At 68.5% G+C, this 23,866-nt stretch carries 22 protein-coding genes; 11 read left to right on the top strand and 11 right to left on the bottom strand.

From position 1 onward, the window contains the following. The first annotated feature begins 592 nt into the window (after positions 1-592). Both OZ671_RS23000 and OZ671_RS22995 read left to right on the top strand, forming a co-directional pair. Positions 593-868 carry a Blp family class II bacteriocin gene (locus OZ671_RS23000; RefSeq protein ID WP_268862886.1) on the top strand — a complete coding sequence of 92 codons (276 nt, stop codon included), beginning with the start codon at positions 593-595 and terminating at the stop codon, positions 866-868. A 155-nt stretch (positions 869-1,023) separates the two neighbouring features. After that, positions 1,024-1,269 (top strand): hypothetical protein, encoded by a 246-nt coding sequence (locus OZ671_RS22995; protein WP_268862885.1) that lies wholly within the window; start codon positions 1,024-1,026, stop codon positions 1,267-1,269. A gap of 73 nt (positions 1,270-1,342) precedes the next feature. Here OZ671_RS22995 and OZ671_RS22990 read toward each other — a convergent pair whose 3' ends face one another. From OZ671_RS22990 to OZ671_RS22980, 3 genes are all read right to left on the bottom strand, one after another. Then, the gene (locus OZ671_RS22990; RefSeq protein WP_268862916.1) at positions 1,343-3,172 is read right to left on the bottom strand and encodes a TRAP transporter large permease; all 1,830 of its coding nucleotides are present in this window, start codon (positions 3,170-3,172) and stop codon (positions 1,343-1,345) included. Between the two features lie 152 nt (positions 3,173-3,324). After that, the gene (locus OZ671_RS22985; protein WP_268862884.1) at positions 3,325-3,954 is read right to left on the bottom strand and encodes a TRAP transporter small permease subunit; all 630 of its coding nucleotides are present in this window, start codon (positions 3,952-3,954) and stop codon (positions 3,325-3,327) included. Positions 3,955-4,450: 496 nt separating this feature from the next. Next, positions 4,451-5,647: an amidohydrolase family protein gene (locus OZ671_RS22980; RefSeq protein ID WP_268862883.1), complete on the bottom strand. Its 1,197-nt coding sequence runs from the start codon at positions 5,645-5,647 to the stop codon at positions 4,451-4,453. 197 nt (positions 5,648-5,844) lie between these two features. On the opposite strand from OZ671_RS22980, the gene OZ671_RS22975 reads away from it, so the two are divergent. Next, positions 5,845-6,408, top strand: coding sequence for a putative glycolipid-binding domain-containing protein (locus OZ671_RS22975; RefSeq protein ID WP_268862882.1), 564 nt, complete (start codon positions 5,845-5,847; stop codon positions 6,406-6,408). Here the strand turns inward: OZ671_RS22975 and OZ671_RS22970 are convergent. The 3 genes from OZ671_RS22970 to OZ671_RS22960 are packed head-to-tail and all read right to left on the bottom strand — an operon-like array spanning position 6,392 to position 8,828. Next, a complete protein-coding gene (locus OZ671_RS22970; protein ID WP_268862881.1) occupies positions 6,392-7,654 on the bottom strand; it encodes a cyanate transporter in 1,263 nt (420 codons plus the stop codon). The two genes, OZ671_RS22975 and OZ671_RS22970, sit on opposite strands and share 17 nt — an antisense overlap. Positions 7,655-7,664: 10 nt before the next feature. Further along, positions 7,665-8,138, bottom strand: coding sequence for a nucleoside deaminase (locus OZ671_RS22965; RefSeq protein ID WP_268862880.1), 474 nt, complete (start codon positions 8,136-8,138; stop codon positions 7,665-7,667). 12 nt (positions 8,139-8,150) lie between these two features. Then, positions 8,151-8,828, bottom strand: a complete 678-nt coding sequence (locus tag OZ671_RS22960; protein ID WP_442957118.1) for an ankyrin repeat domain-containing protein — start codon at positions 8,826-8,828, stop codon at positions 8,151-8,153. A gap of 105 nt (positions 8,829-8,933) precedes the next feature. Between OZ671_RS22960 and OZ671_RS22955 the strand changes: the two genes are divergently transcribed. Next, on the top strand, positions 8,934-9,788 hold the full coding sequence (locus OZ671_RS22955; RefSeq protein WP_268862879.1) for a LysR family transcriptional regulator: 855 nt from the start codon (positions 8,934-8,936) through the stop codon (positions 9,786-9,788). A gap of 83 nt (positions 9,789-9,871) precedes the next feature. Continuing rightward, a complete protein-coding gene (locus tag OZ671_RS22950) occupies positions 9,872-11,002 on the top strand; it encodes a mandelate racemase/muconate lactonizing enzyme family protein (RefSeq protein WP_268862878.1) in 1,131 nt (376 codons plus the stop codon). Between the two features lie 18 nt (positions 11,003-11,020). Here OZ671_RS22950 and OZ671_RS22945 read toward each other — a convergent pair whose 3' ends face one another. Both OZ671_RS22945 and OZ671_RS22940 read right to left on the bottom strand, forming a co-directional pair. Continuing rightward, entirely contained in the window at positions 11,021-12,139 is a 1,119-nt protein-coding gene (locus tag OZ671_RS22945; protein ID WP_268862877.1) for an aminotransferase class I/II-fold pyridoxal phosphate-dependent enzyme, read from the bottom strand. Next, on the bottom strand, positions 12,136-13,326 hold the full coding sequence (locus OZ671_RS22940) for an amidohydrolase (RefSeq protein ID WP_268862876.1): 1,191 nt from the start codon (positions 13,324-13,326) through the stop codon (positions 12,136-12,138). The genes OZ671_RS22945 and OZ671_RS22940 overlap by 4 nt, the downstream gene beginning before the upstream one ends. 116 nt (positions 13,327-13,442) lie before the next feature. Here OZ671_RS22940 and OZ671_RS22935 point away from each other — a divergent pair, with 116 nt between their 5' ends. The 5 genes from OZ671_RS22935 (at position 13,443) to OZ671_RS22915 (ending at position 20,723) form a co-directional block, all read left to right on the top strand. Next, on the top strand, positions 13,443-14,264 hold the full coding sequence (locus OZ671_RS22935) for an AraC family ligand binding domain-containing protein (RefSeq protein WP_268862875.1): 822 nt from the start codon (positions 13,443-13,445) through the stop codon (positions 14,262-14,264). A 195-nt stretch (positions 14,265-14,459) separates the two neighbouring features. After that, a complete protein-coding gene (locus tag OZ671_RS22930) occupies positions 14,460-16,886 on the top strand; it encodes a patatin-like protein (RefSeq protein ID WP_268862874.1) in 2,427 nt (808 codons plus the stop codon). Positions 16,887-17,007: 121 nt separating this feature from the next. Further along, positions 17,008-18,219, top strand: a complete 1,212-nt coding sequence (locus tag OZ671_RS22925) for an ABC transporter substrate-binding protein (RefSeq protein WP_442957117.1) — start codon at positions 17,008-17,010, stop codon at positions 18,217-18,219. Between the two features lie 286 nt (positions 18,220-18,505). Then, positions 18,506-19,669 (top strand): ABC transporter substrate-binding protein, encoded by a 1,164-nt coding sequence (locus OZ671_RS22920; protein WP_442957119.1) that lies wholly within the window; start codon positions 18,506-18,508, stop codon positions 19,667-19,669. 283 nt (positions 19,670-19,952) lie between these two features. Then, positions 19,953-20,723 (top strand): class I SAM-dependent methyltransferase, encoded by a 771-nt coding sequence (locus OZ671_RS22915; RefSeq protein ID WP_268862872.1) that lies wholly within the window; start codon positions 19,953-19,955, stop codon positions 20,721-20,723. 145 nt (positions 20,724-20,868) lie between these two features. Here OZ671_RS22915 and OZ671_RS22910 read toward each other — a convergent pair whose 3' ends face one another. From OZ671_RS22910 to OZ671_RS22900, 3 genes are read right to left on the bottom strand one after another with little or no spacing between them, the layout of a single operon-like run. Next, positions 20,869-21,924 (bottom strand): acetamidase/formamidase family protein, encoded by a 1,056-nt coding sequence (locus tag OZ671_RS22910; RefSeq protein WP_268862871.1) that lies wholly within the window; start codon positions 21,922-21,924, stop codon positions 20,869-20,871. A 41-nt stretch (positions 21,925-21,965) separates the two neighbouring features. Continuing rightward, positions 21,966-22,160 carry a DUF1427 family protein gene (locus OZ671_RS22905; protein WP_038314381.1) on the bottom strand — a complete coding sequence of 65 codons (195 nt, stop codon included), beginning with the start codon at positions 22,158-22,160 and terminating at the stop codon, positions 21,966-21,968. Then, positions 22,153-22,371, bottom strand: coding sequence for a XapX domain-containing protein (locus OZ671_RS22900; protein ID WP_038314382.1), 219 nt, complete (start codon positions 22,369-22,371; stop codon positions 22,153-22,155). Before OZ671_RS22900 ends, OZ671_RS22905 begins: the two co-directional genes overlap by 8 nt. Before the next feature lie 558 nt (positions 22,372-22,929). Here OZ671_RS22900 and OZ671_RS22895 point away from each other — a divergent pair. Next, a partial coding sequence (locus OZ671_RS22895) for a helix-turn-helix domain-containing protein (protein WP_268862870.1) occupies positions 22,930-23,866 on the top strand: 937 nt, incomplete at its 3' end.

The following is a 23,866-nucleotide window of genomic DNA, read 5'->3' as shown; positions in this document are numbered from 1 at the left end:
CGGCCTTGCCTGCTGCCGATTGTCACATTTTCCTATTCTTTTTTGTCACGAAGCCGCCCCACACATATTTTGACAAAAAACTACACCATCATTACGCGCACTCCAGCGACCTGTGGTTGAAAATATTGAAAAATTCTGTCATATATAAATAATCATCAAAATATAAGCTTATGCTCTATCCATATGACCGTAGGTCAGTTTATATGAAATACACAAACAAACGGCTTGAAGTGACGATGATAACTATTCATGGCCGAAATAGCGAGCGACTGGCAGCGATGGTGAACCACCGGTACTTGTTCCCGAACTACTTGGCTGCGCGAAGCCGAATGTATAAAATTTAATACAAATATACCTCTAATTCGACATAGGGGCCATGCATAGATCAAATGGGTGAGCGGGCCGGCCGGGCCTTGGCCCCACACACAACCAAAAGGCGTACCGCCTCGCGACAGCGCCGGCCCCTTGGCCGGCAAGAGGCTGATCTGCTCCGCGACCGACCGCAGCGCCTCCGCGTAAGGTTGGTGTAAGTGGCGCCCCATAGGGTCAATCCATCGAAACACCGGGCAAGGCCCGATCGATGGAGACTATGATGAACACTGAGACCAACCGCACCATCGCATTGGATGATGCCGCCCTCGAAGCGGTGAGCGGCGGCTTCGACGTCTTGCAGCAGCTGGCCAATATCGGCAACAGCGCCCTGGAAGGCGCGAAGACGGGCGCGAAGGTCGGCATCTACGGAGGTCCCGTCTTCGCCTTCGGCGGCCTCGCTGCAGGCGGCTTTGCCGGCGGCCTCAACGGCCTCAAGAACGCGGTGGGCGAGGGCGTGAACGAGGCGATCGGCGGCCTGAAGAGCCTTCTGAAGTAGTCTTGCCGCGGCGCTGGCGATCCCCGTCTCGACAGCGGGCCGCCTCGAGACAGGCGGCCACGTTCGCCCAAGGCTCCGCTCGCCAAGCCGTGATGCCTCGGACCCGTCCTTGATGCTACGCTCCGCGCCGTTCGCGACCTTTGCGCGGTGCCATCGTGACCGACCAGCTTGCGCCCCTCATCGTCGACCTGCTCGTCTGGCTGGACAGGGAGCCGAGATCCTATGCCGAGGTCATGGACGCCTGGCGAACCTCCTGCCCGCGGCTGACCGTCTGGGAAGACGCGATCGACCAGGGCCTGGCCCGCCGCGAGGCGCGCGGCGGCACGACGTGGATCGTGCCGACCGCCGAAGGCCGGCAGTTCCTAACGACCCGTCGCGCGACGACCGCCGCGGCGGCCTGAAGGCCCGCCATGGACTGCGCGTCCCGCTTCATCGCGCAGCACCCCGCGCGCGGGCCGCGCTCCGCTGCGCGCCTTACGGGCTGCGCGGCGGCGAGAGACCCGGCAGGCCGCCGCCGAGATCGGGCGGCGTGTCGAGGCCCGGCAGGCCGCCGAGCCCGGGCATGTCGAGGCGGATCTCCACCTTGCTCGGGTCGATCGTCGGGCCGCTGCCGCGATAATGCAGCACCATCTGCGGGAACAGCACGACCAGCGCCACCATGATCAGCTGGATCACCACGAAGGGCACCGAGCCCCAGTAGATCTGCATGGTCGTGACCGGCTCCATCCGCCGGCCCGTCACCTTGTCGGTATAGGCGTCCTTCGGCGCCACGGAGCGCAGGAAGAACAGCGCGAAGCCGAACGGCGGGTGCATGAAGCTCGTCTGCATGTTCACCGCCAGCATGACGCCGAACCAGATGAGGTCGATGCCGAGCTTGTCCGCCGCAGTCGCGAGCAGCGGCACGACGATGAAGGCCAGCTCGAAGAAATCGAGGAAGAAGGCCAGCAGGAAGACCATGAGGTTGACGACGATCAGGAAGCCGGTCTGGCCGCCCGGCAGCGAGACGAGCAGGTGCTCGACCCAGACATGGCCGTTGACGCCGTAGAAGGTCAGCGAGAAGACGCGCGCGCCAACCAGGATGAACAGAACGAAAGCGGAGAGCTTGGCCGTCGATTCGGTCGCCTGGCGCACCAGGCCGAAGGACAGCCGCCGCTTCATGATCGCCAGGATCATGGCGCCGGCCGCGCCCATGGCGCCGCCCTCGGTCGGCGTCGCCAGCCCGATGAAGATGGTGCCGAGCACGAGGAAGATGAGGCCGAGCGGCGGCACCATGACGAAGGTCACCTGCTCGGCGATCGGCGAGATCAGCTTGAGCCCCGAAAAGCGCTCGACCAGGCCGACGACGATCGCATAGGCGAAACCGAAGGCGGCAGCCTCGGCGACGAGCGCGAAGGTCTCGTGCTCGTAGCGCTTGAGAAAATAGTAGGCGGCGGCGAGCAGCGCGGTCGAGGCGAGCGTCAGGACGAGCCGCCGGGCGCCGAAATAGTGATTGCAGGCGGCGGCGATGAAGGCAACCATCACCGCGAGCGACATGGTCAGGATGACGAAATCGGCGCCGGCCTTGACGCCGGTCTGCTTCATGACAAAGACGCCGACGAGGCCAGAAAAGACGACGAGGATGCCGAGCTTCCAGGTGCCGCGGCTGCCATCCGGCTGCATGTAGAGCAAGGCTTCCTTCGGCAAGCCCGGAACCGCCTTCGGCGCCAGCATCGAGACGATGAAGACGTAGAGCGCATAGAGACCCGACAGAACGAGGCCGGGCACGAAGGCGCCCTCATACATGTCGCCGACCGAGCGGCCGAGCTGGTCGGCCATGACGATCAGCACCAGCGAGGGCGGGATGATCTGCGCGAGCGTGCCGGAGGCCGCGATGACGCCGGTGGCGAGCCGCCGGTCGTAGCCGTAACGCAGCATGATCGGCAGCGAGATGAGGCCCATGGAAATGACCGAGGCCGCCACCACGCCGGTGGTCGCCGCCAGCAGCGCGCCGACGAAGATGACCGCATAGGCAAGGCCGCCGCGAATGGTGCCGAAGAGCTGGCCGATCGTGTCGAGCAGGTCCTCGGCCATGCCCGAACGCTCCAGGATGAGGCCCATGAAGGTGAAGAACGGCACCGCGAGCAGCGTCTCGTTATTCATCGTGCCGTAGATGCGTTCCGGCAGCGCCTGCAGGAAATTCGGCTGGAACAGGCCGAGCTCGATGCCGACCAGCGCAAAGACGAGGCCGTTGGCGGCGAGCGCGAAGGCGACGGGATAGCCGAGCAGCAGGAAGACGATCAGGCTGGCGAACATGACCGGCGCCATGTTGGCGCGCAGGAAGTCGCCGATGCCGCCCGCTCCGTTGGCAGCCAAGGCCGGTTCGGCAAACAGGAGAAGCGAGGCGAGACCGAGGATGGCGGTGGCGGCGGCGGCCGCGAGGGGACGTCGGATCGACAAGGCAGTTCTCCTCGGGCGCATCATTTCTTGGCGGTGCCGGCGATGACGGGGGCGTCGGCTGCGACGCCATCCTCCTTGGCAGCCTCCAGAAGCCGCGCCGCCTCGGCCTCGGCCATGTCGTGATGGCCGCCGCCCATCGTGTCCTCGAGCCTTCCGGTCATGATCGCGATGCGCTTGATCAACTCGCTGATGCCCTGCAGAGCGAGCAGCGCAAACCCGGCGACGACCAGGGCCTTGGCCGGCCAGACCGGCAGGCCGCCGGCATTCATCGACTGTTCGTTCTGCAGATAGGAGCGCAGGAAGAACGGCCAGGAATCGACCAGCACCAAGAGACAGAACGGCAGCAGGAACAGCGTGTGGCCGATCAGTTCGATGATGTTGCGGACGGTGCGCGGCAGCGCGCTGTTCACGATGTCGATGCGGATGTGTTCGTTCGACAGGAGCGTCCAGGCCGCGCAGAGCAGGAAGACGGCGCCGAACAGGTACCACTGCGCCTCGAGCCAGGCATTGGACGAAAGCGAGAAGACCTTGCGGGTGATGGCATTGACCGCGGAAATGATGACGGCCAGCAGGATCAGCCAGCTTGCCGCCTTGCCGATCGCCGTGTTGACCGCATCGATCACGCGGCTGATGGACAAAGCAAAATTCATGACGAGGCTTCCTGTGCTCCCCTCGGCCCCGCCGGAGCACTTCAGTGCCCGGTGAACCGCCTCTGGTTTTGGCCCTTTCGGAGTGTTCGACACAGGGCACCGATACCCCGATCGGGAGGTCAGTGAATATCCCGCTCACCCGGCAGGTCAAGTTTTCGACACATAAGACGATCGATTAAGACGCGGCCCGGCGCCGCGCAGCGGAATATCGCTGGCGGCGCCGAACTTAGGCACGATGCCCACTTTTTCGCCACAAAGCCACCTGCAATGGCGGGCCGGCCCTGGTCCGGCGGTTCGCTGATCACGCTTTCGTGTCGCCGGGCGCGAGGCCGGCGGGGGGCGGTCGCCGGCACGCGACAAAGCCGCGCAGGGGCCTGACGACGCCGGCACCGGTCCCGCGGCCGGTCGTCAGGACCGGACGGCCACGGGCAAGGTGCAGAAGGTGACCTTGCGCGAACGGTTCCGCCACCATCCCCTGCCCGACGTCGCCGCCTGATCAGGCGATGGGGACGGCCAGGCGGCCGTCGCGGACCACCAGCCGCCCGCGCTTGATCACCGTGCGCTCGCGCGGGCGCACCGCGACGGCCTCGGCGAGGCTCTCGCCGGCGACGAGGACGAGGTCGGCGGCGCAGCCGGCCTCGAGGCCGTAGTCGGCAAGGCCCATCACCTTGGCGCCGCCATGGGTGCAGACGTCGACCGCCAGCGCAATGTCCTCGTCGCGGCGGAAATCGTTGCGCAGGCCGACGAGCATGGCCCGCTCCAGCATGTCGCCGATGCCATAGGGGTTCCAGCTGTCGCGCACGCCGTCGGAGCCGCCGCACACCACGACGCCGGCCTCCAGGCAGGTCCTGACCGCCGGGGCCGGCGCACTCGCGGGCGCGGTGGTCGCGAGCGCGATCCGTTCGCGCGCGAGGTCGGCGATCAGCCGGCGGACATGGTCGATGTCGGGCATGCCGAGGCAGAAGGCATGGCTGACCGTCACCCGGCCCTGCATGCCGAGGGCACGGGTCCGCTCGATGATCATGTCGAGCGAGAAGGCGCCCATTTCGCCACGCTCATGCAGGTGGATGTCGATCGGCCGACCATGCTTTTCGGCAAGGCCGAAGACCGCGTCGAGATGGCCCTTGGGATCGCGGTCGATGGCGCAGGGATCGAGGCCGCCGACCACCTCCGCGCCGAGCGCGAGCGCCCGGTCGACGAGTTCCAGCGTGCCCGGGCGGATCATCAGGCCGGACTGGGGGAAGGCGACGATCTCCACATCGACAACCGGCTTCAGCCGCTCGCGCATCGCCATGACGCCTTCGATACCGGCCAGCCCGACCTCGGTGTCGATGTCGACATGGCTGCGGATATGGGTGGTGCCCATGGCGAGCATCTGGGCGGCGAGCCGCGTCGCCTGCCGGTCGGGCTCGATGCCGATCTCGCGGCGGACGCGGCGCTCGTTGTCGATCTTGTCGGCGATCCCGGGCCCGGCGGAATGCGGGTGCCAGCCCATGCCCCACAAGGTCTTGTCGAGATGGGTATGGGCCTCGACGAAGCCCGGCAAGGCCAGGGCACCGCCGGCGTCGATCTCCTGCCCTTCGGCCGCAAGGCCGGGCGGCGCGACTGCCGCGATGCGGCCGTCGCGGATCAGGATATCGGCGGACGCGCCGCCATACGGCCTGGCATTGCGGATCATCAGCGTCTCGGCCATGGCCCTCGGCTCCCTTTCCGTTCCGGTCCCGTTTTCGGTGGCTCCGTCATTAGGCACGGCGCCGGCGACTCGCAAAATGCCCCGCGCGGCCACGAACCCTGCACCCACCGCAAGCGCCTTGCACCAGAGCCGGCCTTGCGGTTCGCTGGCGCCGAGCCGGCGAAGGCCCATCCGGCAGGCACGACGAGGAGGCCCCGATGACGCAGACGGTCCTGTTCTGGCGGCGCACCGACGTGCACGGCCTCGAACGGATGGCGCTCGGCATCGAAGCCGACCGCATCACTGCCACCTCCTCGGTGGTTTCGCTCGATGCCGGCGGCTTCCGCCTCGATCACCGCTGGCTGCTGAGCCCCGACTGGCACGCGCTCTCGGTCGAGATCGAGCGCTGGAACGGCGCGGGCCACGGCGCGCTCCGGCTCGAGCGGCACGGCCGCGGCTGGCGCGTCGACGGCGCCGAACGACCGGACCTCGACGGCGCCGAGGAGCCCGACCTGTCGATCACGCCCTTCTGCAATACCTTTCCGATCCGTCGCGTTCCGGAAACCACGGACGCGTGCCTCGCGCTCGACATCGCCTTCATCGACGGCCCTGCCTTGACCGTCGCCCGCTCGCGCCAGCGCTACGATCGCCTGGGTCCGAGGCGGCTGCGCTATGTCGATCTCGGTCTGTCGCAAGGCTTCGAAGCCAATCTCGTCGTCGACGATGCCGGCCTCGTCGTCACTTACGAGCATCTGTTCGAGCGCCTCACGCCGTCGGCCTGACCGACGCCTCCGTGCCGCCGCCCGGATCGCCGGCCGCCCCCTGATCGCCGCGCGAGGGCATCCGCATCGCGGCCGCATAGCCGCGCGGCGACAGGCGGAGGGCGAGAAGGCCGACCAGCGCCGCGCAGCCAAGATGCATGAGCCAGCCTGCGGCGAAGCCGCCGGTCAGGTCGTGCAGCACCGCCACGATCCAGGGCGGTATCGCCGCGATCAGGAAACCGCCGCCCTGCATCAGCGCGGAGAGCGCGCCGGCGCTGGCGGCATCGTCGAGATGATCGAGCGCCACCACCATGGCGAGCGCGAAACTGCCGCCGAGCCCGATGCCGGCGAGCATCGCCCAGCCGAGCGGCATGGCCGCCGGCCAGAATGCGAGCCCGGCGAAGGCGGCCATCTGCAGCGCCAGGGCGAGCCACATCCAGGGCCGCCGGTCGCGCGAGCCAGCGGCAAGGACGGGCATGGCCAGGGCCGAGACCGCCTGGCTGGCCGCCATTGCGGCAATGAGGCCGCCGCTCGCCGAGGCGGTCCAGCCCAGCGCCTGATAGGATGGCGCGAGCCAGGCGATGACCGTGGAATAACCGCCATTGACCAGCCCGAAACAGGCCATCAGCAACCAGGTCCGGGGCCGGCGCAGCAAAGCTGCCGGCCGCAGAGCCCCCGGCACCGGCGCCGCGCCGCGAGGCAGGGCGAGTGCCGCGGCGACCGCGGCCAGCGCAGCCGGAGCCGCGAGCCAGCCGAGCCCGATCCGCCAGCTTGCCGAAAGGTCTGCGACGAGCGGCGCGGCCTGCGCGCCGAGTGCGCCGCCGCCCATCAGCGCGGCGGAATAGAGCCCCATCACGAAGGCGACCCGTCCGGGAAAATGCTCCTTGACGACACCCGGAAAGACCGCCTGGACCACGGCGACGCCGAGGCCGCACACGGCGGCCGTGCCGATCAGCGCGCCCCCGCCGAGCGACAGCAGCCGCAGCGCCGAGCCGAGGCCGAGCAGAACGAGCGCCCCGATCACCGCCGGCCGCACGCCGACGAGACGCTGCAGCGACGGACCCGCAAAGGCGCAGAGCCCCATCAGCAGCATGGGCACCAGGGTGAACAGGGCCATGCTGCGATAATCGAGGCCGGTCGCGGCCGTGATCTCGCCCGCGAGCGGGCCGATGCCGGCGAGGAACGGACGCAGGTTGAGGCCGACCAGCACGACGACAAGCAGCAGAAGCCGCTTCGACGGTGGCGGCAGCCCGGGACGCATCGACATGGACTTCGCGTCAGGCCTGCCCGGCCTGGCGCCGCTTCCATCGGGCGTAGAGATCGGGCTCGGACGGGCGCCGGACCGGCACGTAGCGGATCGTCATCGACTGCTCGGCGAACGGCCGGGCGAGATCGGCATAGACGGCCGCCGTGGACAAGCCATAAGGCGCCGCATCGTCGTTGGAATAGGCGAAATAGACGTTCTTGACGCCGGTGAGCCGCATCGCCGCCAGGCACATCGGACAGGGATGGCCGCTGGCATAGACGGCGCAGCCCTCGAGGCTCGGCGAACCGAGAGCGCGGCTCGCGGCTCTCAGCGCCATCATCTCGGCATGAGCGGTCGGATCGCCCGTGGCGAGGATTTCATTGACCCCTGTCGCCACCAAGGCGCCGTCGCGCACGACGACGGCTCCGAAGGGGCGGCCGCCCTTGTCCAGATTGTCCTCGGCCAGCCTGATCGCTTCGCACAGGAAACGTTCCGTCTCGCTCATGATCACTCCCTTTCAGCGGGCTCCCGCCGCGGCCAGCATCTCGGCGATCGGCCGATAGCCGTGCCGGCGCGCATGCTGGAGCGGCGTGACGCCATCCTTGTCGGCAATGTTCACATCGGCCCCCGCAGCGATCAGCAGCCGGACGATCTCCTGGTGCCGCGGCCCGCCATCGCTGAGGATGATCGCCTCGATCAGGGCGGTCCAGCCGAGCCGGTTAACATGGTCGACGTCGACGCCGGCCCGGATCAGGGTACGCACCGTTTCGACATGGCCGCGCTCGGCCGCCGGGATCAGCGCCGTTCCGCCGAAGCGGTTGGTGCTCCTCAAATCGGCGCCGTGCTCCAGTGTCAGTTTCAGGATGTCGAGATGGCCGCGCGCGCCGGCATAGAGGTAGGGGCTGTCGTGAATCGCATCCTTGGCATTGACGTCAGCGCCGGCCGCGATCAGCGCGCGGGCGGCGGCAACCCGGTTGGCATGGGTGGCGACCAGCAGCGCCGTGCGCCCCTCGCCGTCCCGGCCGTCGACGGCGGCACCCTCGCCGATGAGCTTCCCGATCGCCGCGACGTCGTCCCGCGCCGCGGCGGCATGCAGTCGGGTATCGGTCATGTCGCGTCCCCAAACGTTCGCCCCGCCGGCGACAGGCAGGATCGCCATCATGAACAGCACCAGGGCCGCAAGCGGCAATGGCATCGGCTTCGGCTCCCGGGCACAGGGCATCGGCCGATCACTAGCGAGCCCGCCCATCATTCGCAAATGGGATATATGAATTATCTTTATTCATGATCATAATGCCCCATGCTCGATCCACGCCTGCTGCGCGCCTTCGCGGCGATCGCCGATACCGGCAGCTTCACGCAAGCGGCCGAGCGGCTGAACATGACGCAGTCGACCATCAGCCAGCAGCTCGGCCGGCTGGAGGACGCGGTCGGCCAACGGCTGATCGACCGGGCGGACCGGCCGGTCCGGCCGACCGCCGCAGGCGAGCGCCTCATCGGCTATGCCCGGCGCATCCTCGCCCTGCAGCAGGAAGCGCAGGCGGTGCTGGCCGACCCGGCCGGCACCGCCGCCGTCCGGATCGGCCTGCCCGAGGATATCGTCAGCGATGCGATGGCGGCGGTCTTCGCCGATTTCGCCACCCGTCACCGCGAGATCAGGCTGGACGTCGTCGCCGGCCTGAGCCGGGACCTGACACGCCGCTATCGGACCGGCGAATTCGACATCGTCATCGTCAAGGAACAGGCGGCGAGCGCCGACCATCGCGCCGCCTATCCGGAAGCGATGGGCTGGTTCGAGGCGCTGGACGCGCCGGCCTGGCCCGACCCCCTGCCGCTGGTCGCGTTCCCACCGGGCGGCCTCTATCGCGAAGCCATGTTCGAGCGGATCGAGCGCGAGCGGCGGCGCTGGTACGTCGCCTTTTCCGGCAGCAGCCTGCACAATGTGCTGGTCGCGGTCGAAGCCGGGCTCGGCCTGTCGCTGCTGCCGATCGGCACGGCGGCCGGCCGCCGCCTCAGGGCCCATGCCGCTTTCGGCATGGAACCGTCCATGGTCGTTTCGATCTACGCCTTCGAGGATGCCGGCCCGGTCGCCGAGCTCGTCGCCGGCATGCGCGAGGTGCTGGCCGGACGCGTCGACATGCCGGAGCAGGTCTGACCTCGTCGCGCGGCAGGCCCCTGCCCCGCCGGGCTCGTCCGTGCTCTTCTGTCCTCCTCGCAATCCCGGGAGCGCCGCCTGACATGGCCAAGATCACATCCGTCGACGTTCTGCAGGCCGACCTGAAGCCGAAGGTGAAGCGCACCGACGCGATCCAGAGCTTCGAGACGCAGGAGACGCCGATCGTCCGCATCACCGACGCCGACGGCGCGACCGGCACCGGCTACAGCTATACGATCGGCACCGGCGGCTCGTCGGTCTGCCGGCTGATCGACGATCACCTGGCGCCCCTGTTGATCGGGCGCGAGGCCGAGGCGATCGAGGCGATCTGGCGCGCCCTGTTCTTCCGCGTCCATGCCACCACGGTCGGCGCGCTGACCTCGATCGCGCTCGCGGCGATCGACACCGCGCTCTGGGATCTGCGTGCCCGCAAGACCGGCCTGCCGCTGCATCGGCTTGCCGGCGGTGCCAAGGAGGCGATCGACCTCTACTCCACCGAAGGCGGCTGGCTGCACATGGACGAGGCCGAGCTGGTGGAGGAAGCCGTCAAGGCCAAGGAGGCCAAATTCGGCGGCACCAAGATCAAGGTCGGCCGGCCCCACGTCGCCGAGGACATGCGCCGCCTCGCCCTGGTGCGCGATGCGGTCGGCCCCGCCTTCGAGATCATGACCGACGCCAATCAGGGCCTGACGCTGGACGAGGCGGTCCGCCGGGCCCGCCATTTCGAGAGCCTCGACATCGCATGGTTCGAGGAGCCCATCCACGCCGACGATGTCGGCGCGCACCGGCGCCTCGCCCGGTCGACGGCGATACCGATCGCCATCGGCGAATCCCTCTACAGCCTGTCCCAGTTCAAGGATTATCTGGAAGCCGGCGCCTGCTCGATCGTGCAGGTGGATGTCGGGCGGATCGGCGGCATCACGCCCTGGCTCAAAGTCGCGCATCTATGCGAAGCCTTCAACGTGCCGGTGGCGCCACATTTCCTGATGGAACTGCATCTCGGCCTCACCTGCGCCGTGCCGAACAGCCGGTGGCTCGAATATATCCCGCAGCTCGACCTCGTCACGACGGCGCCGATCCGCATCGTCGACGGCAGGGCGATCCCCTCCGACGCCCCAGGGCTCGGCATCGACTGGGACTTTGCCGCGCTCGAACGCCTCATCGTGCACCGGTCGAGCCACGGCGCCGCGCCAGGCCTCGTACCGCCTCTCTGACGGCCGCGCGGCGGCCCGTCACGCCATCAGGTCGGCAAGGATGCCGGCGGCGCGTTCGAGATCGGCCGGTTCATGCGCGGCGCTGACCTGGAGGCGCAGGCGCGCCTCGCCACGCGCGACGATGGGATAGGCGACGGCGGGCGCATAGACACCTCGCGCCCGCAGGGCGGCGGCGAGGCTGCGGGTACGGTCCTCGTCACCGATGGCGAGCGCCAGGATCGCGCTGTCGCTCGGATGAACGCCAAGGCCTTGGGCCGCGAGCGCCGTGCGCAGGATCTCGACATTGGCCCTGAGTCGTGCCAGGGGCGCCTGGTCCGACCTGACGATGTCGATCGCTGCGCGCGCGGCTGCGGCATTCGCCGTGGTCATCCCCATGGAGAAGATCCAGCCGCGGCTCGTCCGCTCCAGACTTTCGATGACGTCGCGTGGGCCGGCGACGAAGCCGCCGCTGGCGCCGCCGAGGGCCTTGGACAGGGAACCGGTGAGGACGAGGCCCGGCGCATCGTTGCCGATGCCGAAGAGCGACGCGGTGCCGGTGCCGTCGGGGCCGACCACGCCGCTGGCATGGGCCTCGTCGACGACCAACATGGCGTCATGGGCGCGCGCAAGCACGAGCATGGCATCGAGCGGTGCCGCGCCGCCCTCCATGCTGAAAATGCCATCGGTGATGATCAGCCGTCGGCGAGCACCCGCGGCGCGCGCGAGGGCGGCGGTCAGATCGGCGACGTCGCGGTTGCCATAGGCCAGGGCGTCGGCGCGGCTGAGCCGGCAGCCGTCGATGATGCTCGCATGGTTGAGACGGTCCGACAGGATGACGTCGCCCGCGCCGACGAGCGCCGTCAACACGCCGGCATTGGCGGCTCCGCCGGAACCGTAAAGCATGGCCGCTTCCGTGCCGAGAAAGGCGGCAAGGCTCGCGGCGAGTTCCTCGTGCAGCGGCGTCGCGGCAAAGACCGGGTAGAGGCAGGCCCCCGTGCCGTAGACGTCGAGAGCGGCATGGCTCGCGGCGATCACCCGCGGATCGGTCGACAGGCCGAGATAGTCGTTCGACCCGAGCATGATCATGTCGGTGCCGTCGACCACTGCGCGGCCGCCGCCGCGACGGCCGACGAGGCTGCGGCCACCCGCCCGGCTCATCGTCCCGCCTCCGCACCGTCAGCCGGCAGGGCCTTGCCGACCAGACTGACGAAATAGCCGAGGACGGTCGGCACGATGGCATCGTTGAACACGTAGCGGTCGCCGTGAAGCCCCGCTCCAGGCCCAGCCTCGCCTGCCCCGACCCAGGCATAGCAGCCGCTCGCCGCGCGGATCATATAAGCGAAATCCTCGCAGCCGAGGCTCGGCTGGAACGCGGTCGAGACCTTGTCCGTTCCGACGGCCGCCTCGGCCGCCCGCACGGCGAGCGCGGTTGCCTCCGGCGTATTGATGACGGGCGGATAGCCCTTGCGGTAGTCGAGCCTGGCCCGCACCCCGTGCGCCGCGGCAACACCGTCGGCGATGGCGCCGATCAGCGTCGCGCAATGGTCGGAATAGCCGGGCTCGAAGAAGCGGCAGGTGCCCTGCAGCCAGACCCTGGCTGGCACGATATTGCCGACATTGCCGCCGTGGATCTGGGTGAGGCTGACGACCAGCGCCGTCTGGGGATCGACGGTGCGGCTGACGATACGCTGCACGCCCTGCGCAAAGGCACCCGCGGCCAGGATCGGGTCGTCGCCGAGATGCGGCATGGCGGCATGGGCGCCGAGCCCCTCGAAGCTCAGCTCGAAATTGTCGACCGCCGCCATCTGCGGCCCCTGCCGCACGGCGATGGTGCCCAGAGGCACGCCGGGCCAGTTGTGCACGGCGTAGACCGCCTGGACCGGGAAGCGGCGGAACAGCCCGTCCTCGATCATGCGGAGGCTGCCACCCTCGTTCTCCTCCGCCGGCTGGAAGATGAAATAGACTGTTCCGTCGAAGGCGCGGCTGTCGGCGAGCAGCTTCGCCGCGCCGAGCAGCATGGCGGTGTGGCCGTCATGGCCGCAGGCATGCATCACGCCGGGTTTGAGCGAGGCATAGGTTAGACCGGTCTTCTCCGTGACCGGCAGGGCGTCGAGCTCGGCGCGGAGGGCGATGGCGCGCTCACCCGTGCCGCTCTTCAAGACGCCGACCACGCCGGTGCCGCCAAGGCCTTCATGCACTGCATCGAGGCCGAAGGAGCGCAGCTTGTCGGCGACGAACCGCGCGGTTTCGTGTTCCTGGAAGCCCAGTTCGGGATTGGCGTGGATGTGATGGCGCCAGGCGACGACATCGGGAGTGACCGCAGCGACCAGATCGTTGCGCAACATGGCTGATCGTCCTTTCAAAGCCGGCATGGATTGCCGGCCGGTTCCCGGACGCGGATAATGCGGCTGCGCAGGGAGCGTGGTCTTGAACCGGATTGACAAGGGCGGAGCGGCGCACGTTGGGCGAGACGAGCACATTCTGGCGCCATCCGCATTTCGGCGATCTCGGCCTCATGACGGCGCGGTTCACCCGTCATCGCTACGACCTGCACACGCACCCGACCTATGTGATCGCGCTGATCACGGAGGGCTGCGAGCGCATCCGCATCGACGGCCGGACCATCCTGGCTCCGGCCGGCACGGTGGCGCTGGTCAATCCGGAAGAATGCCACGACGGTGAGCCCGGCGCCGAGGGCGGCTGGGCCTATCGCACCTTCTATCCCTCCGTCGCGCTGATGACCGGCATCGCCGGCGAGCTCGGCCGGGACCGGGCGCCGCTGTTCCACCACAGGCTTCTCACCGACGACCGGCTTGCCGCGCTGCTCGCGCGCGCCCACGCGGCCGCGGCGCAGGACGATCGCGTCACGGCCGAGACCACCATGCTCGTTGCGCTTCGCCATCTCCTGCTGCGCCATGCCGACTGGGGCGGCCCGGCGAGATCCGCCGACCGGGCCGGGGCGCGGCGGCGCTTTGCCCGTTATGCCGCGCTCGTCGATGCCGGGCTCGACGGAGACCTCAGCCTCGGCCAGCTGGCGCGGGTGGCCGACGTCACCCGCTTTCAGGTCATCCGCGATTTCAAGGCGGTGACCGGGCTGACGCCGGCCGCCTTCATCCGCGACCGCCGGCTGCGGCGGGCCGATGCGCTGATCGCCGGCGGTGCCAGCCTTGCCGAGGCGGCGCTTGCGGCCGGCTTCGCCGACCAGAGCCACCTGTCGCGCGGTTTCCGAGCGACCCGCGGCATCACTCCCGGCATGTTCCGCGCCGGCTGGCACAGATCCTGACGAGCCCTGCGGCCGGCGAAGGCCAGCCGAACACACGCAATCGCGACTTGCGGCGCATCGAAATCCTGGCGAAGCCTATCCTCCGACGACCCGTTGCGGGATATGCGCCGTGCAGCCCATTGCAGAACCGCGTGATGCGGAACCCGGCCCAGACCGGCCGCCACCGGTGCATCGACACGGCAGGGAGGCCGGCCGATGAAGGAGAAGGAGCTGCGGATCGCGCTTGTCTGCTACGGCGGCGTGTCGCTGGTGCTCTACATGCACGGCGCGATCAAGGAGATCCTCAAGCTGTCGCGGGCCTCCAAGGCCTATCACGCGCTGCCGGAGGGCGTCGAGCGGCAGGCCCACGACTTCAGGAGCGCGACCGGCCCCTCCGAACGGATCCACGATACCGAACATGTCTATTTCGAACTGATGCGGGCGATCGGCGCCAGGCTCAACCTGCGCGTCGTCGTCGACAGCATTGCCGGGGCCTCGGCGGGCGGCATCAGCGGCATCGTGCTCGCCCGGGCGCTGGCCCACGACCTTTCGATCGACCACCTGCGCGATCTGTGGCTGGACGAAGCCGACGTGATGCGCCTGATCGGCGCCGCGCAGCGCGCGCGGCCCTGGAGCAAGCTGTTTCTGCGGCCGATCCTCTGGCTTCTCTTCCGCCTGCAGCGCCTCGGGCCGGGGCTCGACCGGGAGATCCAGAACAACCTGTCGATGGTGCTCCGGTCGCGCTGGTTCGAGCCGCCTTTCGACGGCAACCATTTCCTCGGGCTGCTGTTCGACGGACTCAGCGCCATGCGCCCCGAGGGCAAGACCCGATCGTCGCTGCTGCCGCAGGGCCATGATCTCGATCTCGCCGTGTCGGTCACCGATTTCTTCGGCCATCCGCGCAAGCTGAAGATCAATTCGCCGGCGGTGATATCCGAGCGCGACCATGCCCTGTTCTGGACCTTCCGCTATCGCGACGCGGCCAATGGCGGCTCGGAACTGGACGACGACAGCGTCCCGGGACTGGCCTTCGCAGCGCGTGCGACCTCGAACTTTCCCGGCGCATTCCCGCCGGCCCAGCTCGCCGACCTCGAGCGCCTGCTGGCGGCGCGCAACCGGCCATGGCCGAGCCGGAGCGCCTTCATCGCGGCGAACTACCACGCCCATCTCGCCGCCGGCATCGATCCTGCCCACGTCACCCTGGTCGACGGCAGCGTCGTCAACAACAAGCCTTTCGCGGCCGTGCTCGACATGGTGCGCGAGCGCCCGGCCTATCGCGACGTCGACAGGCGGCTGATCTATATCGAGCCGGATCCGGAGCCGGCCGCGCCGCTGGAAGGCCATGTCCCGACCTTCATCCGCACGCTCGAGGGCGCGATCCTCGAAATCCCCATGCATGCTCCGATCTATCGCGAGCTGACGCAGATTCAGGCGACGAACGACGCGGTCAGGCGGATGCGCGACATCCTGACCGCCGCCTATCCCGAGCTCGCCGGCTTCGTGGCGAAGATCACGCAGGAGACGGACCGGGCCGGCGACGCCGAGGACACCGTGCGGGCCTGGCGCGAGGCGGCCAACGCCATGGCCGCCAGCGAAGCCGGCTATGCCTATCAGGTCTATGCCCGGCTGAAGACCATGGCGACGGTCGATTTCGTCGCCGACCTCATCTGCGGCCTCGCCGGCACGGCGCGCAGCTCGGAGGCCGGTGCGGAATTTGCCACGCGGCTCAAGGCCTGGGCCGGCCGGTTCGGCGCCATTCCGCCGGAGGGCGCACTGCATGCTCCTGCCGGCGCGGGCCCGCGTCCGTGGATCGCCTTCCTGATGCGGGCGGACGCGCCGTTCCGCCGCCGCAGGCTGCTGTTCGTCATGCGCGGTCTCAACCTGCTCTACGGCCGCCTCGGCGAACCCGCCCTCGCCGGCGTGTCGTCGGACCATGTCGACCGGCTCAAGCACCGCTTCCAGCTTGCCCTGGACCGCCTGCGGTCGCTGCAGACCGGCCATTTCGCCAGTGCCGATCTGCGGCTGCGGGCACGGCAGCTCGCCGACCGGCTCGGCGGGATCGGCACGGATGAAGCGAGCATCGGCGCGCCGGCCGCCTTCGGAGCGGAGGTGGAGGAATTGGTGCAGCAGATCGACCGTGAGCTCGACCTCGCCCAGATCGATCGCGATGTCGACGCCATCGTCGCCTCGTCGATGGCCGACGGCATTCCCGACGCCCTGCGGCGGGAGCTGACCGTCTTCTATCTCGGCTTTCCGTTCTGGGACGTCTGGACCTATCCCGTGGCCGAATGGCGCACGCTGGAGGAGCACCGCGAGATCCGCATCGACCGGATCAGCCCGGCCGACGGCGGCATCCTGCGCAATGGCGAGGCGGCCCGCCTGAAAGGCGCCGAGTTCAAGCACTTTGCCGGTTTCCTCAGCCGCACGCGGCGCGAGCACGACTATCTCTGGGGCCGCCTGCAGGGCGCCGAGCGGCTGATCGACATCGTTGCCGACGCCGCGTCCGCCGAGGGCGCCCTCGGCGAGATCGACGTCAAGGCGCTGAAGATCAAGGCCTTCCGCGCCATTCTCGACACCGAGGCGAAACATCTGCGCGACCAGGACCTGATCGCCGCCGTGCGCGCCCAGCTCGACGGCCTGTGAGCCGCGGGAAACCATCCAGGACACGGAGGGCGGCGCCTCCGTCTCACGGCGTGTTGCGCTTGCCCATTCGTCAATGCCAGAAGGGCGGGCTCACAGGAGCTGCCGAGGAAGGACGACTGGAATGGATCGACGCTCTTTGCTCACCGGCGCGCTGGCGACCGGCTTTGCGATGACGGCAAAAGCGCAAGCTCAAGGCTCGCTCAACATCAAGCTCGGCGTGCTCAACGACCGCTCGGGCGTCTATGCCGATCTCACCGGTGAAGGCTCGGTGGTGGCAGCCCGCATGGCGGTCGAGGACTTCCAGGCCGCGGCCAAGGGCATCAATGTCCAGATCGTCTCGGCCGACCATCAGAACAAGCCCGATATCGGCGCCAACGTCGCCCGCCAGTGGTACGACAACGAAGGCGTCGACGCGATCCTCGACGTGCCGACCTCCTCGGTCGCGCTCGGCATCAACCAGATCACCCGCGAGAAGAACAAGATCTTCATCGTCTCGGGCGCCGGCAGCACCGAGCTCACCGGCGCGCAGTGCTCGCCCAACACGGTCCAATGGACCTACGACACCTATGCGCTGGCGCAGGGGACCGGCGGCGCCATGGTGAAGGCGGGTGGCGACACCTGGTTCTTCCTGACCGCCGACTATGCCTTCGGCCATGCGCTGGAGCGCGACACCGGCGCGGTGGTGACGAAGGCCGGCGGCCGGGTGCTCGGCTCCGTCCGGACGCCCTTCCCGGGCAACGATTTCTCCTCGTTCCTGCTGCAGGCCCAGGCCTCCAAGGCCAAGGTCATCGGCCTCGCCAATGCCGGCGGCGACACCATCAACGCGATCAAGCAGGCGGCCGAGTTCGGCATCACCCAGGGTGGCCAAAAGCTCGCCGGCCTGCTCGTCACCATTGTCGACGTGCATGCGCTCGGCGCCCAGACGGCGCAGGGCCTGGTGCTGACCGAGACCTTCTACTGGGACCTCAACGACGGTACCCGCGCCTGGTCGCAGCGCTTCGCCGCCCAGCGCCGCGGCGCCATGCCGACCATGGCCCATGCCGGCGTCTATTCCGGCACGCTGCACTACCTGAAGGCCGTCGCCGCGACCAAGTCGCGCGATGCCGCAGCCAACATGGCCTGGATGAAGGCCAACCCGACGGACGATCCGCTGTTCGGCGCCGGCAGCGTGCGCCAGGACGGCCGCAAGATGTGCCCGGCCTACCTCTTTGAGGTGAAGAAGCCGTCCGAATCCAAGGGGCCGTGGGACTACTACAAGCTGCTCGCCACCCTGCCGGCCGAGCAGGCCTTCCGCCCGCTGAGCGAGGGCGGCTGCCCGCTGGTCCGCGCCTGATCCTCCCCCCGCTGACGGGAGCGCCGCTGCGGCGCTCCCGTCAATCATTTTTCCCCCATCGACGGCTTCCCCTTCGAGCAGGCGCGCCTCATCGGCGCGCGCTGCCGATGGTTGCATCCGCCTCCATCGCGATTACCGTTGCAGCGAGCCATGACCACCGGCACCGCGGACATGCCGCGGCGATCCCGGTCATCGCTCGAACGACAACAACGGACACAGTCCAGGGAGGAACACACCGATGGATCGACGCTCTCTGCTCGCCGGCGCGCTGGCGACCGGCTTCTCGATGAAGGCCATGGCGCAGGCCCAGGCCCCCATCGCCATCAAGCTCGGCGTGCTCAACGACCGGTCCGGCCTCTATGCCGACGTCACCGGCGAAGGCTCGGAGGTGGCCGCGCGCCTGGCGGTCGAGGATTTCCAGGCCGCGGCCAAGGGCCTCAATGTCCAGGTCGTCGCAGCCGATCATCAGAACAAGCCCGATGTCGGCGCCAATATCGCGCGTCAGTGGTACGACAACGACGGCGTTGACGTCATTCTCGACGTGCCGACCTCGTCGGTAGCCCTGGCCGTGAACCAGATCACCCGCGAAAAGAACCGGATCCTGATCGATTCGGGCGCGGGCACGGCCGACCTCACCGGTCCGCAATGTTCGCCCAACACCGTCCACTGGACCTTCGATACCTATGCGCTCGCGCAGGGCACCGGCGGCGCCATGGTGAAGGCCGGCGGCGACACCTGGTTCTTCCTGACCGCCGACTATGCCTTCGGCCACGCGCTCGAGCGCGACACCGCCGCCTTCGTCCAGAAGGCCGGCGGCAAGGTCGTCGGCGCGGTGCGCACGCCCTTCCCCTGCAACGACTTCTCCTCGTTCCTGCTGCAGGCCCAGGCCTCCAAGGCCAAGGTCATCGGCCTCGCCAATGCCGGCGGCGACACGATCAACGCCATCAAGCAGGCGGCCGAGTTCGGCATCGTGCAGGGCGGCCAGAAGCTTGCCGGCCTGCTCGTCTTCATCACCGACGTCCATGCGCTCGGCCTGCAGACGACACAGGGTCTGACCCTGACCGAGAGCTTCTATTGGGACCTCAACGACCAGACGCGCGCCTGGTCGAAGCGCTTCGGCGCGCTGCGCGGCGGCGCCATGCCGACCATGGTCCAGGCCGGCGTCTATGCCGGCACGCTGCACTACCTGAAGGCCGTCGCAGCAACCAGGTCCCGCGATGCCGCAGCCAATATGGCGTGGATGAAGGCCAATCCGACCGACGACCCGCTGTTCGGCAAGGGCACGATACGCCCCGACGGCCGCAGGATCGGCCCGGTCCATCTCTTCGAGGTGAAGAAGCCCTCGGAATCGAAAGGCCCGTGGGACTACTACAAGCTGGTCTCGACGATGCCGGGCGAAGAAGCCTTCCGCCCGCTGAACCAGGGTGGCTGCCCGCTGGTGCGCACCTGACGCGCTCGACGGCTCCGGGGACACGCGTCCCCGGGGCCGGCCTCCCGCCCTGGAGACACGGGGAATGCCGGAACAGACCAAAGGCTTCGGCGCCTGCACGGTTCAACTCCCTGCCCATCCCGGGGCCGGCATTCTCGTCGCGCAGCCGTGACGCCGGCGATCCCCTGGCGCTCGCCACAAGTTGAAGCCGTCATGCTCGCGGCACTCGCCGCCAGGGGCTAGGCTCGTTGCGCCATGCACGGGCGGGCCGTTTCGCGGCGCCAATTCCGATCGGAGCTTCCCGATGCCAGCCATTCACGAAGCCGCCGCGGCCGGATATCAGACCGCGGCCGCAACCTATGCCGCCGGCCGGCCAGGCTATCCGGCGGAATGCGAAACATGGCTGCGCGAGGTCGTCGGGCTCGGCGCCGGCCGCGCGGTCCTCGACCTCGGCGCCGGGACCGGCAAATTCCTGCCCTGTCTCCGGCGCACCGGCGCCAGGCTGCTCGCCGTGGAGCCGGTCGCCGCCATGCGCAGCCGTATCGAGCGCGAAAACCACGATGTCACGGCCATGGCGGGAACCGCGACGGCGATCCCGCTCCCCGACGCCTCGGTCGATGCCGTCGTCTGCGCCCAGGCCTTCCACTGGTTCGCGACGGCGGAGGCGCTCGCCGAGATCCGGCGCGTGCTGAGGCCCGCCGGCCTCCTTGGCCTGATCTGGAACGTCCGGGACGAGAGCGTGCCCTGGGTCGCCGCCCTGACCGAAATCCTCGATGCCCACGAGGGCGATGCGCCGCGCTACCGCTCGGGCGCCTGGCGACGGGCCTTTCCGGCCGAGGGCTTCGCCTTCCTCGGCGAGCGGCATGCCAGGCACGACCATGTCGGCCCAGCCGAGCGGGTGATCGTCGACCGCGCCATGTCGGTCAGCTTCATCGCGTCGCTGCCACCGGACCAGAAGGCCGCGGTCATGCACAAGGTCAGGGCGCTGATCGCCGCCACGCCCGAACTTGCGGGAAGCGGCGATGTCGCCCTGCCCTACGACACCGCCATGTTCGCCTATCGCAGGACCGCCTGACGGCGGCGGCCGTGCCGGCGCACGCGAGGCCGGCGCATCCCGGCCGCGCTGCACGCGACAGAAGCCCGGAGCGCCTTCGCCGTCGCCGGTCGAAGACGCCCCGGGCCAGTCGGGGGCAGGCTTGCCCTGGGAGACCAGGACCGTCCTAGCGCTTCATGTCGCGCCGGATGGCGATATGCGCGCCCTTGACGCCGTCGACGACCTGGGTCACCCGGACGTCGCCGGCGACGCTGCACAGCGAATAGGCCTCCATCCGGGAGATGCCCCACTCGGTCTGGAGCAGCGCGATCATCTCGAGCACTGCTTCGCGCACGGCTTCGTCGAGATCCTCGTTGAAGCCGTGGCAGATCCAGTGCTCGGCCGTCTCCAGGATCGGATTCCGGCCGCGCGCGCCCTTGTGCAGGACGAGCTGGATCGTGGCGTTGACATGGGCCTCGATGGCCGTGCCGTTCACCTCGCCATCGCCCTCGGCGAAATGGGTATCGCCGCACCAGAACAGGGCGCCCTTGCGCTGAACGGGATAGAACATGCGGGTACCGGCGACGAATTCACGGTTGTCGACATTGCCGCCGTGCGGACCAGGAGGCACGGTGCTGATCGGGCCGTCGGCGGCGGGACAGACGCCGGCCGTGCCGAAATGCAGGCGCAGCGGCACCACGAAACCTTCGAGCGCCGGCTTGCGCGCCGCCGGATCCACCTTCGTGTAGCGCCCGGGAATGGCCCGCTTCGGGCTGTCATATTCGTACTGGTAGACGGCCCGGGCGACACCGGCATTGATGTCCGCCTCGTAGACGATGACATGTTCCTTGGCGCCAAAGGCCTCGTGCAGCAGGCCCCAGCTGCCGGCGAAGTTGACGCCGTATTTCAGGCGCGGCCGCATGTTCAGGACACGGCATTCCAGCGTATCGCCGGGTTCGGCGCCTTCGACATAGATCGGCCCGGTGATGATGTGCACGCCCGGCGCCCGCGTCTCCTCGGGAATGCCGTCGTAGATGGCGCGGATCGCCTCGTCCATCAGCAGCTCGGCGGCATCGCCGGCATGGTGGCAGAGGCATTCGATATCGATGATGTCGCCCGATGCGACGTGGCAGACCGGCTTGGTGCTGCCATCGAAGGCACCCCACTGGACGGTGTCGAGACCCGCCTTGATCTCGTGGATGCGCGATCCGCTGATGCTGCCGCCGCGATGCTGCATGTTCATGTCGTTTCCTCTCGTCTCTGGTTCTGGTTCGGCCGACCGCTTCACAACGCGACGTGCAACTGGCCGCGGATCGCGGCGACCGCGACGAAACCGATGAAGGTGCCGAGAATGGCGAAGATGCCGCCGAGCACATTGGGCGCCGGGATCGGCGCACGCACCGTCGTGTAGATCAGCCCGGTGACGAGGCCGACGAGCGCCGCCTGCAGCTCGGTGCTGCCGATGCCGATCTCAACCATGGTCGCCTCCGCGGCCGGGATTGCCGAAGGCGATCGTCCCACGCAGCTTCTGCACGATGAGATAGCCGGCATAGGTGAAGAGGATCGCGAGAATTCCGCCCAGCACGTTGGGCGCGGGGATGGGCAGGCTGAGCCAGGAATAGAGCGAGCCGGTGATCAGGCCGACCACCAGGGCGACGATCTCGTTTCTGCCGATATAGACATGCTGCATGGTCTTCCTCCGCAGTATTGATCGATGAAGCACTCGGGGTGCATGCCACCGGCAACGCAAATGGCCTATCTAGGTCCACCCGCGCCCGCAGCCAGCGGCCTCCGGCAAGTATTCGGCCGGGAACCTTCCATTTTTTCCGGTCATGGACGGGGCTTCTGCGGTTCCGACCGCATGCCCCTTCGGGCTTTGGCGCCCTAAGATCCGATATGATATCCCGTCTTCATGTTTCCACCCTGGCCGTTGTTGTCATTGCTGCGACGATAACTTGCGTTTGCCGCGTTCGGCTATGGCGCAGATGGGATGAGGAACCCGCACGGCCCGTCGCGAGGGGTGCCTCGCCGCCGCAGCCGGTCGACGAATTCATGCGTCATGCCAGTCGGTTAGCCAAAACGATATGGGCGCGGCGCCCAGCCGTCGCCGGCTGCTGCTGTTCGCCTGCGGACCAATTTTTGTGCGCCGGGAAACAAAAATTCTGGCGCGACGAGGGCCTATGATCACACCATGGATGCCGTGAGTTTCAGTGTTGCTCTGCGCCCTCATCGACAAGGAATCGGGTGAATGCTGACCTCCATCGATGCGCTTCCGCAGCCCCCGGACGCCGGGCGCCCCGACGAGACGCTGGCCGCGTTTTCACTGCGCTGCGAGGCCATGGCACGGGATCGCGCCAGCGCGATCGACGTCCTGCTCTCGCCGGGCGGCACTGCCCTGATGCGCCTGCGCGCCGCCGCGCCGGCCCTCGCCCAGGATGCCCGCGGCAGGGGCACGCCGGGCGCGGACATGCTGCTCGTCGTGTTCCACCATTTCGGCGCGGGTCGGTTTGCCGGCGGCGCGCGGTTCGAGGAAGGCGACATTTCGCTCTGCGACCGCGGCGCGGCCTGGACGATGCATTTCGACGACGATTTCGAGCTGCTCGCCCTGGAGGTGCCGCGCCAGCGGCTGGTGGAGCGCCTCGGTCGCGGCGGATTGCTGCTGCCACTGGTCCTGGGACCCGCCATCTCGGCGACCGCCGCGCAAGGCGTGATGCGCACGCTGGCGGTCGATTTCGACAATCTGAGCCGCGCCGACCTGGTGTCGGCGGAAATAGCCATTGCCGAGCTCGTCGCCGCGGCGCTGCCGGCGATGGTCCGCGCCGAGCATTCCAGCGTCACCCAGGTGCAGGCCGCGCATTTTCAGCGCGTGACGGCGGCGATCGAGGCGCGCCTGTCGGAACCCGACCTGTCGATGCGCGACATCGCACAGCGCGAAGCCATGTCGCAGCGCTACCTGCAGAAGCTGTTCGAGCTGCAGCGCACGACCTTTTCCGACTATCTGCGCAACCGGCGCCTGGACCGGGCAAGGCTCGACCTTGCCGCGCCCTGGCACGACAGCCGCAGCATTGCCGAGATCGCCTATAGCTGGGGCTTCCGCGATCAGGGCCATTTCAGCCGGGCCTTCCGTCTCGCCTTCGGCGTGACCCCGCGCGCCTGCCGCAGCGCCGGCCAGGGCGCGGCCGAGG

The sequence above is a fragment of the Phreatobacter sp. AB_2022a genome (genome assembly GCF_026847585.1).
Lineage (GTDB): Bacteria > Pseudomonadota > Alphaproteobacteria > Rhizobiales > Phreatobacteraceae > Phreatobacter.
The sequence above is the reverse complement of the archived record's forward strand: the minus strand, read 5'-3'. Positions and strand labels throughout refer to the sequence as shown.

Bases quoted from the DNA above. Each gene is read 5' to 3' on its own strand.
- OZ671_RS23000 (WP_268862886.1), top strand. From the start codon at position 593: ATGAACACTGAGACCAACCGCACCATCGCATTGGATGATGCCGCCCTC.
- OZ671_RS22990 (WP_268862916.1), bottom strand. From the start codon at position 3,172: ATGGCGCCGGTCATGTTCGCCAGCCTGATCGTCTTCCTGCTGCTCGGC.
- OZ671_RS22985 (WP_268862884.1), bottom strand. From the start codon at position 3,954: ATGAATTTTGCTTTGTCCATCAGCCGCGTGATCGATGCGGTCAACACG.
- OZ671_RS22980 (WP_268862883.1), bottom strand. From the start codon at position 5,647: ATGGCCGAGACGCTGATGATCCGCAATGCCAGGCCGTATGGCGGCGCG.
- OZ671_RS22975 (WP_268862882.1), top strand. From the start codon at position 5,845: ATGACGCAGACGGTCCTGTTCTGGCGGCGCACCGACGTGCACGGCCTC.
- OZ671_RS22970 (WP_268862881.1), bottom strand. From the start codon at position 7,654: ATGTCGATGCGTCCCGGGCTGCCGCCACCGTCGAAGCGGCTTCTGCTG.
- OZ671_RS22965 (WP_268862880.1), bottom strand. From the start codon at position 8,138: ATGAGCGAGACGGAACGTTTCCTGTGCGAAGCGATCAGGCTGGCCGAG.
- OZ671_RS22960 (WP_442957118.1), bottom strand. From the start codon at position 8,828: ATGCCATTGCCGCTTGCGGCCCTGGTGCTGTTCATGATGGCGATCCTG.
- OZ671_RS22955 (WP_268862879.1), top strand. From the start codon at position 8,934: ATGCTCGATCCACGCCTGCTGCGCGCCTTCGCGGCGATCGCCGATACC.
- OZ671_RS22950 (WP_268862878.1), top strand. From the start codon at position 9,872: ATGGCCAAGATCACATCCGTCGACGTTCTGCAGGCCGACCTGAAGCCG.
- OZ671_RS22945 (WP_268862877.1), bottom strand. From the start codon at position 12,139: ATGAGCCGGGCGGGTGGCCGCAGCCTCGTCGGCCGTCGCGGCGGCGGC.
- OZ671_RS22940 (WP_268862876.1), bottom strand. From the start codon at position 13,326: ATGTTGCGCAACGATCTGGTCGCTGCGGTCACTCCCGATGTCGTCGCC.
- OZ671_RS22930 (WP_268862874.1), top strand. From the start codon at position 14,460: ATGAAGGAGAAGGAGCTGCGGATCGCGCTTGTCTGCTACGGCGGCGTG.
- OZ671_RS22925 (WP_442957117.1), top strand. From the start codon at position 17,008: ATGGATCGACGCTCTTTGCTCACCGGCGCGCTGGCGACCGGCTTTGCG.
- OZ671_RS22920 (WP_442957119.1), top strand. From the start codon at position 18,506: ATGAAGGCCATGGCGCAGGCCCAGGCCCCCATCGCCATCAAGCTCGGC.
- OZ671_RS22915 (WP_268862872.1), top strand. From the start codon at position 19,953: ATGCCAGCCATTCACGAAGCCGCCGCGGCCGGATATCAGACCGCGGCC.
- OZ671_RS22910 (WP_268862871.1), bottom strand. From the start codon at position 21,924: ATGAACATGCAGCATCGCGGCGGCAGCATCAGCGGATCGCGCATCCAC.
- OZ671_RS22905 (WP_038314381.1), bottom strand. From the start codon at position 22,160: ATGGTTGAGATCGGCATCGGCAGCACCGAGCTGCAGGCGGCGCTCGTC.
- OZ671_RS22900 (WP_038314382.1), bottom strand. From the start codon at position 22,371: ATGCAGCATGTCTATATCGGCAGAAACGAGATCGTCGCCCTGGTGGTC.